18 protein-coding genes and 1 riboswitch are annotated in these 12,885 nt (G+C 63.1%); of the genes, 6 read left to right on the top strand and 12 right to left on the bottom strand.

Annotated features, from left to right (window positions below; genetic code table 11):
• Nucleotides 1-28: 28 nt before the first annotated feature.
• Entirely contained in the window at nucleotides 29-208 is a 180-nt protein-coding gene (locus LY254_RS01465) for a hypothetical protein (protein WP_010316962.1), read from the top strand.
• Here LY254_RS01465 and rpaB read toward each other — a convergent pair.
• Together rpaB and LY254_RS01455 are read right to left on the bottom strand one after the other, a co-directional pair.
• Nucleotides 198-959 carry a response regulator transcription factor RpaB gene (gene rpaB / locus LY254_RS01460; RefSeq protein ID WP_247478376.1) on the bottom strand — a complete coding sequence of 254 codons (762 nt, stop codon included), beginning with the start codon at nucleotides 957-959 and terminating at the stop codon, nucleotides 198-200. The genes LY254_RS01465 and rpaB overlap by 11 nt on opposite strands.
• 110 nt (nucleotides 960-1,069) lie before the next feature.
• Entirely contained in the window at nucleotides 1,070-1,402 is a 333-nt protein-coding gene (locus LY254_RS01455; protein WP_247478375.1) for a hypothetical protein, read from the bottom strand.
• A 153-nt stretch (nucleotides 1,403-1,555) separates the two neighbouring features.
• Between LY254_RS01455 and LY254_RS01450 the strand changes: the two genes are divergently transcribed.
• A complete protein-coding gene (locus tag LY254_RS01450) occupies nucleotides 1,556-2,146 on the top strand; it encodes a peroxiredoxin (protein WP_010316955.1) in 591 nt (196 codons plus the stop codon).
• A gap of 50 nt (nucleotides 2,147-2,196) precedes the next feature.
• Here LY254_RS01450 and LY254_RS01445 read toward each other — a convergent pair whose 3' ends face one another.
• From LY254_RS01445 to purS, 3 genes are read right to left on the bottom strand one after another with little or no spacing between them, the layout of a single operon-like run.
• Nucleotides 2,197-3,162, bottom strand: a complete 966-nt coding sequence (locus LY254_RS01445; RefSeq protein WP_247478373.1) for an LD-carboxypeptidase — start codon at nucleotides 3,160-3,162, stop codon at nucleotides 2,197-2,199.
• Nucleotides 3,159-3,812: a phosphoribosylformylglycinamidine synthase subunit PurQ gene (gene purQ / locus LY254_RS01440; protein WP_010316953.1), complete on the bottom strand. Its 654-nt coding sequence runs from the start codon at nucleotides 3,810-3,812 to the stop codon at nucleotides 3,159-3,161. The genes LY254_RS01445 and purQ overlap by 4 nt, the downstream gene beginning before the upstream one ends.
• Nucleotides 3,813-3,815: 3 nt before the next feature.
• Nucleotides 3,816-4,085: a phosphoribosylformylglycinamidine synthase subunit PurS gene (gene purS / locus LY254_RS01435; protein ID WP_247478372.1), complete on the bottom strand. Its 270-nt coding sequence runs from the start codon at nucleotides 4,083-4,085 to the stop codon at nucleotides 3,816-3,818.
• Between the two features lie 92 nt (nucleotides 4,086-4,177).
• On the opposite strand from purS, the gene LY254_RS01430 reads away from it, so the two are divergent.
• Nucleotides 4,178-4,510: a hypothetical protein gene (locus LY254_RS01430; protein WP_247478367.1), complete on the top strand. Its 333-nt coding sequence runs from the start codon at nucleotides 4,178-4,180 to the stop codon at nucleotides 4,508-4,510.
• On the opposite strand, the gene LY254_RS01425 is transcribed toward LY254_RS01430, so the two are convergent.
• From LY254_RS01425 to LY254_RS01415, 3 genes are all read right to left on the bottom strand, one after another.
• A complete protein-coding gene (locus LY254_RS01425; protein WP_247478365.1) occupies nucleotides 4,507-5,613 on the bottom strand; it encodes a GTP-binding protein in 1,107 nt (368 codons plus the stop codon). The two genes, LY254_RS01430 and LY254_RS01425, sit on opposite strands and share 4 nt — an antisense overlap.
• A 2-nt stretch (nucleotides 5,614-5,615) precedes the next feature.
• Complete coding sequence (locus LY254_RS01420; protein ID WP_247478355.1) at nucleotides 5,616-6,206, bottom strand: HupE/UreJ family protein; 591 nt, start codon at nucleotides 6,204-6,206, stop codon at nucleotides 5,616-5,618.
• Nucleotides 6,207-6,230: 24 nt separating this feature from the next.
• Nucleotides 6,231-6,379: riboswitch (cobalamin riboswitch) on the bottom strand.
• A 5-nt stretch (nucleotides 6,380-6,384) separates the two neighbouring features.
• Nucleotides 6,385-6,921 carry a pentapeptide repeat-containing protein gene (locus LY254_RS01415; RefSeq protein WP_247478353.1) on the bottom strand — a complete coding sequence of 179 codons (537 nt, stop codon included), beginning with the start codon at nucleotides 6,919-6,921 and terminating at the stop codon, nucleotides 6,385-6,387.
• A 55-nt stretch (nucleotides 6,922-6,976) separates the two neighbouring features.
• Between LY254_RS01415 and upp the strand changes: the two genes are divergently transcribed.
• From upp to ilvD, 3 genes are read left to right on the top strand one after another with little or no spacing between them, the layout of a single operon-like run.
• Complete coding sequence (gene upp / locus LY254_RS01410) at nucleotides 6,977-7,648, top strand: uracil phosphoribosyltransferase (protein ID WP_247478351.1); 672 nt, start codon at nucleotides 6,977-6,979, stop codon at nucleotides 7,646-7,648.
• Nucleotides 7,649-7,673: 25 nt separating this feature from the next.
• Nucleotides 7,674-7,970, top strand: coding sequence for a hypothetical protein (locus tag LY254_RS01405; RefSeq protein WP_247478349.1), 297 nt, complete (start codon nucleotides 7,674-7,676; stop codon nucleotides 7,968-7,970).
• A 42-nt stretch (nucleotides 7,971-8,012) separates the two neighbouring features.
• Nucleotides 8,013-9,689 (top strand): dihydroxy-acid dehydratase, encoded by a 1,677-nt coding sequence (gene ilvD, locus LY254_RS01400; RefSeq protein ID WP_247478347.1) that lies wholly within the window; start codon nucleotides 8,013-8,015, stop codon nucleotides 9,687-9,689.
• On the opposite strand, the gene LY254_RS01395 is transcribed toward ilvD, so the two are convergent.
• The 4 genes from LY254_RS01395 to gndA are packed head-to-tail and all read right to left on the bottom strand — an operon-like array spanning nucleotide 9,686 to nucleotide 12,801.
• Entirely contained in the window at nucleotides 9,686-10,069 is a 384-nt protein-coding gene (locus tag LY254_RS01395; protein WP_247478345.1) for a hypothetical protein, read from the bottom strand. The genes ilvD and LY254_RS01395 overlap by 4 nt on opposite strands.
• Nucleotides 10,070-10,071: 2 nt before the next feature.
• Complete coding sequence (locus LY254_RS01390; protein ID WP_247478343.1) at nucleotides 10,072-10,623, bottom strand: CIA30 family protein; 552 nt, start codon at nucleotides 10,621-10,623, stop codon at nucleotides 10,072-10,074.
• A gap of 23 nt (nucleotides 10,624-10,646) precedes the next feature.
• Complete coding sequence (pgl, locus tag LY254_RS01385; protein WP_247478342.1) at nucleotides 10,647-11,372, bottom strand: 6-phosphogluconolactonase; 726 nt, start codon at nucleotides 11,370-11,372, stop codon at nucleotides 10,647-10,649.
• 13 nt (nucleotides 11,373-11,385) lie between these two features.
• A complete protein-coding gene (gene gndA, locus LY254_RS01380; protein WP_247478341.1) occupies nucleotides 11,386-12,801 on the bottom strand; it encodes an NADP-dependent phosphogluconate dehydrogenase in 1,416 nt (471 codons plus the stop codon).
• Nucleotides 12,802-12,885: the final 84 nt, after the last annotated feature.

The following is a 12,885-nucleotide window of genomic DNA, read 5'->3' as shown; positions in this document are numbered from 1 at the left end:
CTTGTGGAGCCAACACGGCCACCGAACAATGCGCGAGGTCGTCTTTCGCGTTTCCTGCTCAGCTGAAAACCTGCAAGCCCAAAGTGAGCAACCGCAGCTGAGCATTCGCTCCAGCAACCTTGAGGAACTGCACTACGCAGCTCGGGATGCCTTGATGAACCACTTCGGCCCCAGCCATGGGGCCTATCGGGTTCGCTTTACGCGCTGAGGGTCTCGAGCGCCTGGGGAATGCGCTGGAACATGTAGCCCAAGCCCCGAGCGGTGAGAATCAGTTCCGGGTTTTCGGGATCATCCTCGAGCTTGGCCCGCAGCCGGGAGATGTGCACATCCACCACTCGGCTGTCGGAGGAGCGCTCGGGCTTATAGCCCCAGACCTTCTCCAGCATGTCCAGGCGACTGATCGGTTCGCCAGACCGGCTAAGCAGAAGCTCCAGCAGGTTGAACTCCATGCCGGTCAGTCGGATGCGCTCATCGCCCCGATGGGCCTGACGCTTGTTGAAGTCGATGCTGAGGTCACCCACGACCACCACATGGGCCGTGCGGCCGGGCCCGGCCACCCCATTGGCCTGAACAGAGCTGACGCGCCGCATGACGCAGCGAATTCGCGCCTCCAGCTCCTTCGGGCTGAAAGGTTTCACCATGTAGTCGTCGGCGCCAAGCTGCAGACCCGTGATCCGGTCTGCCACATCGCCGAGGGCGGTCAACAGGATGATCGGGACCTCCGACTGGGCACGAATGCGCTCGGTCACGGCAAAACCGTCGAGCTCCGGCATCATCACGTCGAGAACCACGACATCCGGTTCTGATGCGCGGAAATGCTCGAGTGCCTGGGCTCCGTTCTCGGCAAGGGTCACCTCGTGACCAAGCATCACCAGGCGGGTCTCAAGGATTCGACGAATGTTCTCTTCGTCATCTGCGACCAGGATCTTGAGGGGAGCGGTCGTCGTCGCTTCAGTCATCAAGAGGGGATCAGATGCTGTTCTGAATCAACGAATAGCCGAGAGGGTTCCCGTTTATGAAGGAACAACAGGCTTTGTAACGAAGCCGCAGCGGGACTGTCCCTGACTGCTTAGTTGTCCTGTTCTGTGAAGGCATCCAGCAGAACGGGCACCGTCACGATCGGGTCAAAGCTCGTAATCGCAGGCTGCGGAGTGGGCTCGGCCTGACGGCGGAAACGATTCGAACTGGTCCGACTGGGGGCCGGCGAGCTCGCCTGAGGGGAGGCGCTTGGTTGGTCCGCCTCGGAGCGGCGACGGATTGGATTACGCCGGGTCGCCTCTGGACGGGTCGTGGGCAGTGGCCGCTGGATCGGTTGGTCCTTCAACTCCCCGCGGAGCTGGTTCAGTAGCCGAAAATGGCCGGTGGTGTTGTATTTCCGCAGCAGCGACGGATCCCAAGCCATGAGCGCTGGTCTGTAAGACCCTCAGCCTATTGGGCAGCGCGGGTGCAGGAGAAGCGTGATAAATTGTTGCGGTGACAACTGGAAGTCGATCCGGGTTCGGGTTAACCGAAACGTTGGGTCTAATCCCTGTCTCCACCAATCATTTCACGGATTATGTCGAGGCTCGTCGGTCTTCAGGCTCCTGACTTCACCGCCACTGCAGTGGTCGATCAGGAATTCAAGGAGGTGACCCTCTCCTCATACCGCGGCAAGTACGTGGTGCTGTTCTTCTATCCCCTGGATTTCACCTTCGTCTGCCCGACGGAGATCACGGCCTTCTCCGATCGCTACAGCGAGTTCTCCAGCCGTAACTGTGAAGTACTGGGCGTCTCCGTGGACAGCCAGTTCTCCCACCTCGCCTGGGTGCAGACCGACCGTAAGAACGGTGGTCTCGGCGACATTGCCTATCCCCTGGTCGCTGACCTGAAGAAGGACATCGCCCGTTCCTACGAGGTGCTGGACGAGGAAGCCGGTGTGGCCCTGCGCGGTCTGTTCATCATCGATCCCGATGGTGTGATCATGCAGAGCACCATCAACAACCTGCCCGTCGGCCGCAGCGTTGACGAGACCCTGCGTCTGCTCCAGGCCTTCCAGCACATCCGCAACCACCCCGACGAGGTCTGCCCCGCCAACTGGACCCCTGGCGAGAAGACCATGAACCCCGATCCCGTGAAGAGCAAGGAGTTCTTCGCTGCTGTGAACTGATCCCCAGTTCCCATCGTTCTACGGGGGCCGAGAGGCCCCCTTTTTTATGTTCAATCAGGGGCTGCCAGGCTCAGTTCCCCTGTCGCACCGTCCAACTGCGCTGGAACGCCGAGGGGAAGTGCCATGTTGGGCCGCCCGTGGCCGACTGGTAGCTGATGCACCAGCGGGATACCCAAGTTGCCGAGCCGCTCCTCGAGGATCTCCTCCATTGAGAAGTCCCCTGGCAAGACATCGTCCTCAGCCCAGCTGAAGCGCCCTAGGCCAATCCCCCGCACACCATCGAGCAACCCTGAGCTGCGCCACTGCGTGAGCTGCCGATCGACGCGATAGGGAGCTTCACCGGTGTCCTCCAGCACCAAGATCTTGTCCCGCAGGGCGGGAAGCCAAGGCGTACCGATCAAGCTCGTGGCAATGGTGAGGTTGCTCACCACCAGTGCTCCGCGGGCGATGCCTGGCCGTAGACGCCGGCCCTGAAGGGATGCCACAGGCCTCCCCTTGAGCAGAGAAGACAGGCGTTCCCACTGAAGGTCCGATCCGCCAAACCAGCCATGCACCCCACCGCAACTGCCTGCGGCGAGTTGGGCGAGGAGAACCGCTGAGCAATCTGAAAACCCAACACACCAGCGTGGGGTGGCCGGGATGGACCAGCCCTGCTCGAGCACGCGTGCACTACCCCAGCCCGCCCCGACCAAGAACAGTGCATCAATGGAGGGATCGAGCCAGGCCTGCCGCAGGGAGGAGGCGCGCTGCTCATCCGTCCCGGAGAACCAACGCCACTGGCCCAAGAGTTCAGGCGGAGTGAGAAGCCTCCAACCCTCCTGCCGGCAGCGCCGCCGCAGGAGCTCCAACGTCGGATCCTCTCGCTCAAGCCAGGTGCCTGGTGCGAGCGCTGCAATCCGTGCTCCCGGCTTCAACGGTGCCGGGCCGCGCTGCGTCGCTGCTCGGGAGCGGACAGCCAGGGGAACCGCTGCCGCTAGTGCCCCAAGGAGCAGCTCACGGCGGCGCCAGGGTTTCATCCCAACAGGCTGGCCAACAGACGGCGTCCATCGACCCCACCGGTCGCTGGGTCACAGGCCCGTTCGGGGTGGGGCATCAGGCCGAGCACATTGCCCTGGGCATTGGTCAGTCCAGCCACGTCGGCGACAGAGCCGTTGGGATTGCGGCAGTAGCGCAACACCACCTGGCCTTGGTCCTCAAGGGCCTTGAGATCATCGGGAGCGGCCTGGTAGCGCCCCTCTCCATGGGCGATAGGGAAATTCACCACCTCGCCGCTGCTGTAGCCCTGAAGCCAGCTGCACTGACCCGGCTCAACGCGAAGATCCGTGGGCTCGCAGATGAAGTGGAGTTTCTGGTTACGGGTCAGGGCGCCTGGCAAGAGGCCCATCTCGGTCAGCACCTGGAAGCCATTGCAGATTCCCAGCACGCGACCGCCGCGCTTCGCGAAGGCCGCGACTTCCTCCAGCACAGGGGCGAAGCGCGCAATAGCTCCGCAGCGCAGGTAATCGCCGTAGCTGAATCCGCCTGGAATCACCACGGCATCAAGACCACTCAGATCCCGCTCCTCATGCCAAAGGAAGCGGGTTTCGATCCCCAAGCAGCCCTGGGCTGCCCACTGGACATCCCGGTCACAGTTGGAGCCAGGAAAAACGACGACACCAAGGGTCATGGCTCAGGCTCCAGCGCTGGGGTCGTCCTTGAGCTCGAGGGTCCAGTCCTCGATCACGGGATTGGCCAACAACCGGTCACTCAACAGCTCCAACTGCTGACGGGCGGTCTGGGCGTCAGGAGCCTCAAGCTCCACCTCCACGGCCTTACCGATCCGCAATTTGCCGATGCCATCGACACCCAGGCGTGAGGCGGCGGCTCGGGTGGCTTCACCAGCGGGATCGAGCACGGAGGGCCTCAGGGAGACCAACACACGGGCAGAGAAGACGGGCACCTGAGCTCTAGGTGGGGTTTGTTAAATCTTGGCAGGCCGGCTGACGCTAGACCCGGCTGTGGTCAGGTTGGAGGGGGTCCTAAGGGGTCGCCGTGGATCGCTTGCCGCTGCTGACTGGGCTGCTGACAGCCTGGGCACTCCTGACCGCCCAGGTCGCCAGAGGGGAGGAACCCTTTTCCCTTCCGCTCGAATGCCAGCTCGAATCGGCCCGTTGGCAGCCCTGCACGCTGACCGTTGAACGGCTCGGGGAGCACTGGTGGCTCCAGGTCGGTGGGCGCCGACTGGACTTTCACCACGATGGAAGGGGACAGATCGAACTTCAGGATGCGGCAAGAGAGCCCCGGCTTGTTCAGCCCCACTGGAGATCTGAGCAGGCCCTCTGCTGGGGGGGCATCTGCGCCAAAGGAGCCTTGCCGCTGGACTAGCCCAAACCGGCGATCAACTGATCCTTCAGGGCTGAACCCTTGAGGGACAGGCCCAGGGCGACAAGCTCCAGACCGTCGTCGTTGGGGCGCTCCAGCCGCGAACCGCTGTCAAACCAACACTCCAGACGCGGGCCAACCGCCTGAATCTGCAGCGGGTGGGTTTTACCAGGCAGCCAAGCCCGTCCCTTGAGACGCAGCAGGCCTTGGTCTGTAATGCAAGCCGGCAACAGGGCTTCGAGCTGGGCTTTGCTGGTCACTCCCTGCCACTGGAAGGCGAGCGATTCCATCGCCACGTGGGTGTGGTCGTGGTGATCGTGATCGTGATCGTGATCGTGATCGTGATCGTGATCGTGATCGCGATCGTGATCGTGGTCGTGGTCGTGGTGATGATCGTCGGCGTGTTCGGGGCGATCGAGTCCCATCAGCAGAGCCGCTGGAACGTCGCCGCGGGCCATGGGCAGAACAGACACGCCGCTGCGGACCTGGTCGCTCAAGCGGCGGCGGAGACGGTCGACGGCCTCCTCGCTTAAGCAATCCGCCCGGCTCATCAGCACGAGATCGGCGGCCTCGAGCTGATCGTCGAAGAGCGCGTTGATGTCAGTGAGGTGATCCAGGCTTGGATCGGCCTGTCGTTGGGCCTCGAGGGCACTGGGATCGGCAACGACACTTCCGCCACTCAGTGCCTCACCGTCGACAACGGTCACCACGCCCGTCACACGGGTCTTGGTGCGAATCTCAGGCCAGCGGAAGGCCTGCACCAGGGGCACGGGCAGGGCGAGGCCACTGGTTTCGACGACGATTCCATCGAGTTGGTCAGCACGCTGCAGCAACTGCTGCATGACCGGCAGAAACTCGTCCTGGACGGTGCAGCAGAGGCAACCGTTGGCCAGCTCAACGACCCGTCCGTCGAGCTCATCCTCAGGGCAAAAGCCGCAGCTGCGAATCAGATCGCCATCGATCCCTACCTCACCAAACTCGTTCACCAGAACGGCAAGCCGCAGTCCACTGGAGACCAGAAGCTGACGCAACAGTGTCGATTTACCGGCGCCAAGAAACCCGGTCACCACCGTGACCGGGAGGCGTGATGCGGGTACCACAGTCATGGTCAGGCGACGAGCGCGGTCCAGGTGAAGGCGGCGCCGATGCCAACCATCACACCGGCGAGGAGCTGTTTCTGACTCAACGGGAGCCCCTGGCTGAAGCGACGCAGGCCAACGAGAGAGAGTGTCAACAGAGCGCCTTGGCTGAGCAACAAACCCAGCAGGTAGAAGGCAATGGGGGTGGACTCCCAGCCAATCACCGAGGCGCTGAGCACATAACCGTGCAGAGCGAAGGCGGGAATCAAGCTGAGGGCAGGAAGACGGCCCACGATCACGAGGCCCTCGACCACCAGGGAGAGGGAGACCAGTGCCTCGGCGCCAGGCAGACCGGGCAACCAAAGACCCAGTGCCGTGGCGCTGAGGCCCACGAGCAGCAACGCCATGGTCCAACGCATGGAGCGTTGAAAGCCGACCAGGGCCAGGGCAATCAGAAAGAGCAGATGGTCAGGCCCCAGCAGCGGGTGGGCCAGACCACTGATCAATCCACTCACCGGTGAGGGAACCAGCGCCATGGACTCCATCGGGTGATGGGCCAGAGCTGGCGCGACAGAGAGGGAAGCCAGCAGGAGCGCAGGGGCCCCGAAACGCTTGAACATCAATAGGACTGGTCCGCGCCAGGTGATTTATGGGAGTGAACCGGCGGGCGTTCTGACTGGAGCCCTAGGGACAGGACTCTTCACAGCTGCGGGACAGCGCCGGAATTACACCGGACTTTCCCCGTTTCCTCCTCGGGCTGATCCCCCGAAGAACCGGAGCACTGAGCCTAAGCGCTGATTAACGGCAGGCCAGGCTTTCGCGGGTATCGGCACCCGTACGTTGATTGACGCCGCTGGCCCGGGCACAAAGGGCCTTCTGCTGCGGCAGGTCCAGAACCGCGTCGGTGAAGTCCGTGCCTTCGATGACCGCGCCGGTGAACTTGCTGTTCATCAGCATCGCGTTGCGAAAGACCGCACCGCTGAGGTCAGCGTTGTCAAAGCGGGTGGCGAAGGCCACGGCATCCTCGAGATCAGCCGCCGAGAGGTTGGCGTTTTGCAGATTGGCGGTGTTGAACACGGCCCCGCGCAGGTCGGTCTCACTGAGGTCAAACCCCTCCATGGAGGCCTTTAGAAACTCCTGCTGCTGAAGGTTTCGGCCGTGCATGTCCGGTTGCAGGTCCTGAGCGCTGCGCTGACCACGTAGTTCGGGGGCGGTAATCGCCAAGGCCGGGGAGGCCACTGGAAGAACAGAGGCCAGCAGCAGAACAACGCCGAGGGCGAGCGCGCTCAGTGAGCGGGCCACGAGCAACTGAACGAGCGCAACGAGGTTCCGCACTGCAGCTTTAACTTGGGCGCTCAAGTTATTGCAGGCGGATACCGGAGCGCGACCGATGAGCAAGACCCTTCGGGTGGTGGTCCCTCCCCATCCCCTCATTGGCCATTGGTTGACCGTGTTGCGGGATCGAGAGACCCCTCAGCCCCTCTTTGCAACGGCGATGGCCGAACTGGGTCGATGGTTGACCTATGAGGCCATGCGGGACTGGATTCCTTACCAGCGGGTGCAGGTGCAGACACCACTCGCCCAGACGGAAGGGACCATCGTTGACGGATCGATTCCGGTACTGGCTGTGCCGATCCTCCGAGCTGGATTGGGGCTATGGGACGGAGCCAAGTCGGTGATCCCTAGCGCTGCCGTCGCCCACATGAGCCTGCAACGGGATGAGGCCAGCGGTCGCTGCCGGTGTTACTTCAACGGTCTTCCGGAGACCATCCCCGCCAATGCAGGGGTGCTGGTCTTTGAACCCATGGTGGCCACTGCTGGAACGCTCCTGAACGTGCTCGAACAGCTGGAGACCAAGGGGGTGACTGGCCAACGGGTGCGGGTGATCTCCACACTTGCCGCCAGTCCCGGGTTGAAAACCCTCGGTGAGCGCTACAGCGATCTGACCATCTACACCGGCTGTATCGACGCCGAGTTGGACGATCAGCAGCGCATCGTTCCTGGCTTAGGTGACGCTGGTGACCGTCTGTATGGCAGGCCGCAGTCAGGCTTCGTAGGCTGAGGCAACTTCAAAGAAGGTCCACGCGATGTCCAACCGAGACGGCGGTTCAGGTTCTCTGAGCACCCTCTTGGTTGGTGCTGTGATCGGTGCCGCTGGCTTTGCCTGGTGGCTGTATTCCGAGGCTGAGCGGCGCCAGCAAAACACCCGGCAACAGCGAAGCCTGCGCCTAAGTCGGCTGGCCGATCACGACGATCAAGCCTTTGACCCCAATAGCGACCGCCCGGTGGTCCGAGAGGTTGAACTTCAGGACAAGGTTCAAGAGCTCAACCAAGCGATCGAAGACGTTCGTAGGCAGCTCGAGGGGCTGAGCCCCCAGAGCTGACAGGGCTCCTCGGTAGGTTGCTGGGAAGACAACCCCGCAGCCATGCTTCGCTCCGCCGCGATCACCCAGGGCATTCAGCGCTCCCCCAACCGCGCCATGTTGCGGGCTGTCGGTTTTGGAGACGCTGACTTCAACAAACCGATCATCGGCATCGCCAACGGCTACAGCACGATCACGCCCTGCAACCTGGGCCTCAACGATCTGGCCCGCCGGGCTGAGGATGCGGCTCACGCGGCGGGTGCCATGCCCCAGATGTTCGGGACCATCACCGTGAGTGATGGCATCTCGATGGGCACCGAAGGGATGAAGTATTCCCTGGTGAGCCGCGAGGTGATCGCGGATTCAATCGAGACAGCTGTGAACGGTCAGAGCATGGATGCGCTGCTCGCCATCGGCGGCTGCGACAAAAACATGCCTGGGGCCATGCTGGCCATGGCGCGGATGAATATCCCCTCGATCTTTGTCTACGGCGGCACGATCAAACCCGGAAAGCTCGGCGCCTGTGACCTCACCGTTGTGAGTGCCTTTGAGGCGGTGGGTCAGTTCAGCGGTGGACGGATCGACGAGCAGGAGCTCACGGCCATTGAGAAGAACGCCTGCCCTGGCGCCGGCAGTTGCGGCGGCATGTTCACCGCCAACACGATGAGTGCGGCCTTCGAAACCATGGGCCTGAGCCTGCCCTACAGCTCCACGATGGCTGCCGAAGATCCTGAAAAAGCCGATAGCGCTGCCCGCAGCGCGGAGGTGCTGGCTGAGGCGATCAAGGCCAACATCCTTCCCCGCGATCTGATGACCCGCGAGGCCTTTGAAAACGCCATCAGCGTGATCATGGCCGTGGGCGGCTCCACCAACTCGGTGCTGCACCTGCTGGCCGTGGCCCGCACCGCTGGTGTTGATCTCTCGATCGATGACTTCGAGACCATCCGCCAGCGGGTGCCTGTGATCTGCGACCTCAAGCCCAGCGGCCGCTACGTGACCGTGGACCTGCATCAGGCCGGTGGCATCCCCCAGGTGATGAAGCTGCTGATGGATGCCGGCCTGCTCCACGGCGATTGCAAAACGATCGAGGGCAAGACACTCAAACAGGTGCTCGCCGATGTTCCCGCGGTGCCCCCAGCCGGCCAAGACGTGATCCGGCCGCTGAGCAATCCGCTCTATGCCAAGGGGCACCTCGCAATCCTCAAGGGCAACCTGGCCGAAGAGGGTGCCGTGGCCAAGATCAGTGGGGTGAAGAATCCCGTGATCACCGGCCCCGCCCGCGTGTTTGAAAGCGAGGAAACCTGCCTGGCCGCCATCCTCGATAAGCAGATCAACCCAGGCGACGTGGTGGTGGTGCGCCAGGAGGGTCCCGTGGGTGGCCCCGGCATGCGCGAGATGCTCAGCCCCACCGCCGCGATCGTGGGCCAGGGCTTACTGGATTCCGTGGCCCTGATCACCGATGGACGCTTCTCCGGGGGCTCGTTTGGACTGGTGGTCGGCCATGTGGCGCCCGAGGCGGCCGTGGGCGGAACCATCGGTCTGGTCCAGGAAGGCGACAGCATCACCGTTGATGCCAGCCAACTGCTGATCCAACTCAATGTTGATGACGCCGAACTGGCCGCCCGCCGGGCCGCCTGGAGCAAGCCTGAGCCGAGGTACCGGACCGGTGTTTTGGGTAAGTACGCCCGGCTGGTGAGCTCCAGCAGCAAAGGTGCTGTGACCGACCAGCCTGACCTCTAGGCCTCGCCAGCAAGCAAGGCGCGAATTCGCCTGCAGAGGGCTTCAAGGGGGGCGCCGGCGCTGGGGCGTTCGCAGCGCTCCCCTGAGTTCGCTTGCATCCAGACGGGATGGCTGCCATGCCAAAGCATGGGTGCCTGCTCATCGGCCACCATGCTGAGCATCAGGTTTAGTTCGTCGCCGCTGCGGTAGATCTCCAGCTCGAGATCGCGATCCGGGTGGCGAACCCCATCGGTGTCGCGCGCTTCGATCAAGAGACAGCAATCACTGCAGTCCCCGACGGTGGAGGGCGGTTCGCCACTGAAACGCAGGGCATGGCGATAGGGCTTCAGGCAGACATCGGCGGCCTTGGCCAATTCGCTCAGGAGGGGTTCGAGGTCCACAGTCAGGCCACGGCTCGGATCGAGCGGAGCAGCAAGCGCAGGGCACCGGGCCGGAAGCCGGGATTACGGCCGCCCATGTCTCCAAATTTGGAATGCAAGATCTGAATTCTGGTCACCCGTGCGGGATCAAAGCGCAGGGGCAGGCCAACGGGGGTGGCCCGAACGCTGGGGGTGAGACGACTAAAGGGAATCGTCACCACAGAGGTGCCGTTTGGCCGGGTGGAGAACTCCGCCACCCAACGCAATCCACCTGGGATCAGTTCCGTGAGGCCGGCCACCCCATCACGGCTGGCCAGGGCCAGCTTGTAGCGGCGACCATCGCCATCGAGTTCGAGCTCGAGGGCTCCGTAGGAGGAGAGATCCAGCGGTGGATCCAGCACCGCTGAGCGGCAGCTCACAAAGCCGCCGCCCTCGGGTTCAACGACGGCCTCCATCAGCAAGCCAGACGCGGTGGAGTGACACTGACCCTGGCTGCGTCCCCCCATGATCGTGTCGTTGAGGGTGTGCCATCCAGGGAAATCAGCTCCCTGTGCCAGGACCAGTGGCGCAAGCATGGATGCGATCCAAAGCAACGGCGTCAGCCTGCCGCAGTCAGACCCGCGAGCGCGGCCTCATCCGCCAGGACAAGAACCTCATTGCGGGGAGTGACCAACTTGGCGGGGGTCCGATCGGGTGATTCACTCGGATCCAGCAGGCGGCTGAGGGCCTGCACCTTCCCTGATCCACTCACCAGAAAGATCACCTGGCGGGCCGCACTCAACACAGGTGCGGTCAAGGTGATGCGCTCAAGTCCCTTACCGCGACCGACCGTGGTCCAACGGTCGGTGATGGTCGGCGCCTCGGTGCCGGGGAACAGGGAGGCCGTATGGCCGTCCTCACCCAAGCCGAGAACCATCAGATCAAAGATCGGCGGCTCACCAGGACAGACCCTCTGGATGGCCGACGCGAATGCGGCGGCACTCTCCTCTGGGGTCGGCAGGCTCACCGTCGGCACCGGATGGAAGGCGGCCTTGCGGCCGGGCCCCTCCTTCAGCAGGGTCTGCCGAAGCATGCGGGCGTTGCTGGAGGCATCCTCGGAATCGACCCAACGTTCATCGCCGAGGAACACATCCACCCTCTCCCAGGGAAGGTGTTCCTGACCCAGTAGGCCGTAGGCCACCGCTGGGGTACTCCCACCGGAGAGAGCCAATTGGGCCCGATCCCGTTGGTCGAGGGCTAGATCCAGATGGGAAGCAATGGTCTGGGCAGCGAGGCGGGCCAGGGCGTGGCCGTCGCTTGCCCGTTCAATGCGGTAGCTCGTCATGGACGGTTGCCTCTCAATCGAGCCACTCGGTGTGGAAGGTCCCCTCTTGGTCGACCCGCTGGTAGGTGTGGGAGCCGAAGCAATCGCGCATGGCCTGCACGAGGTTTTGCGGCAGGCGGGCGGTGCGGTAGCTGTTGATGTAGTCGAGGGTGCTGCTCAGGCAGGGGACAGGGATCCCCGCCTCCGCAGCGCCGGCAACGACCTTGGCGAGGCCCGGCAGGCGACGATTCACCTGCTCGGCGAACCAAGGGTCGATCAAGAGATTGACCAGCTGCGGGTTGGCATTGAAGGCGTCCTGAATGCGCTTGAGCAGGCGCGCGCGGATGATGCAGCCCCCCTTCCAGATCTGGGCGATGGAGGGCATGTTCAGGTTGTAGTCATGCTCAGCTGAGGCAATGCGCAAAAGCTCCATGCCTTGGGCATAGCTCGCCATGCAGGCCAGGACGACGGCATCCATCAGCGGACCAGTCCCGTCGTTGCCGCAGAGCTCAAAGGATTGGACCGCGGGGCCATGGAGGATCGCCTCGGCGTTCTGGCGCTGGGGCTTGATCGAGCTCATCACGCGGCCGTTGAGGGCGGCGTAGATGGTGGGCACCGGTGCCCCCATCTGCAGGGCACTCACCACGGTCCAAAGACCCGTGCCCTTTTGGCCCGCCTGATCGACGATCTTCTCCACAAGGTCGCTGCCATCGGCGGGGTCCTTGGTCCGCAGGCAGATCTCGGTGATTTCAACGAGATAGGACGCCAACTCCTCTGTGCTGTTCCAGTGGCCAAAGATGTCGGCCATCTGTGTGCCGCTGAGGCCCCCAACCCGCTTGAGCAGGTCGTAGGCCTCGGCCAGGATCTGCTCAATGCCGTACTCAATGCCGTTGTGGACGGTCTTGACGAAGTGGCCAGAGCCCCCAGGACCGATGTAGGTGACACAGGGTCCGTCCTCCACCTGGGCCGCCATCTTGCAGACGAGGCTCTCAATCGCGTCGTAGGAGGCCTTGGTGCCGCCGGGCATCATGCTCGGCCCCTCGAGGGCTCCCTTGGCCCCGCCTGAGACCCCCATCCCGATAAAGCCAAAGCTCTTGCTCTCGAGCTCAGCCACACGACGTTCGGTGTCGTGGTACTCCGAGTTCCCACCATCGATCAGCAGGTCGCCTGCTTCGAGGTAGGGCGAGATGTCTTTGATCACCGCATCCACAGCGGGACCGGCCTTGACCATCATCAGGATCCGGCGCGGATGCTGAAGCTTGCTGACAAAGTCCTCCAGGCTCGTGGAGCCAACGATGTTCTTGCCGGCGCCCATCCCAGAGAGGAACTCCTCTGTCTTGGCATAGGTGCGGTTGTAGACCACGCTGGAGAAGCCATTGCGCTCAGCGTTGAGCACCAGGTTCTCGCCCATCACACCGAGACCGATCAAGCCGAAATGGGCCTTGTCCATGGAGCTTTGAAGATGGATCCAATGTCACCAGTGTGGCGGCGTCTTTCAGCGGCGTGAACCGTTGTTGGCGAACACTGAAACAGG

This window comes from Synechococcus sp. NB0720_010 (assembly GCF_023078835.1).
In the GTDB taxonomy this organism is placed as follows: Bacteria; Cyanobacteriota; Cyanobacteriia; order PCC-6307; family Cyanobiaceae; genus Vulcanococcus.
This window is presented reverse-complemented; position numbering and strand designations above follow the sequence as displayed.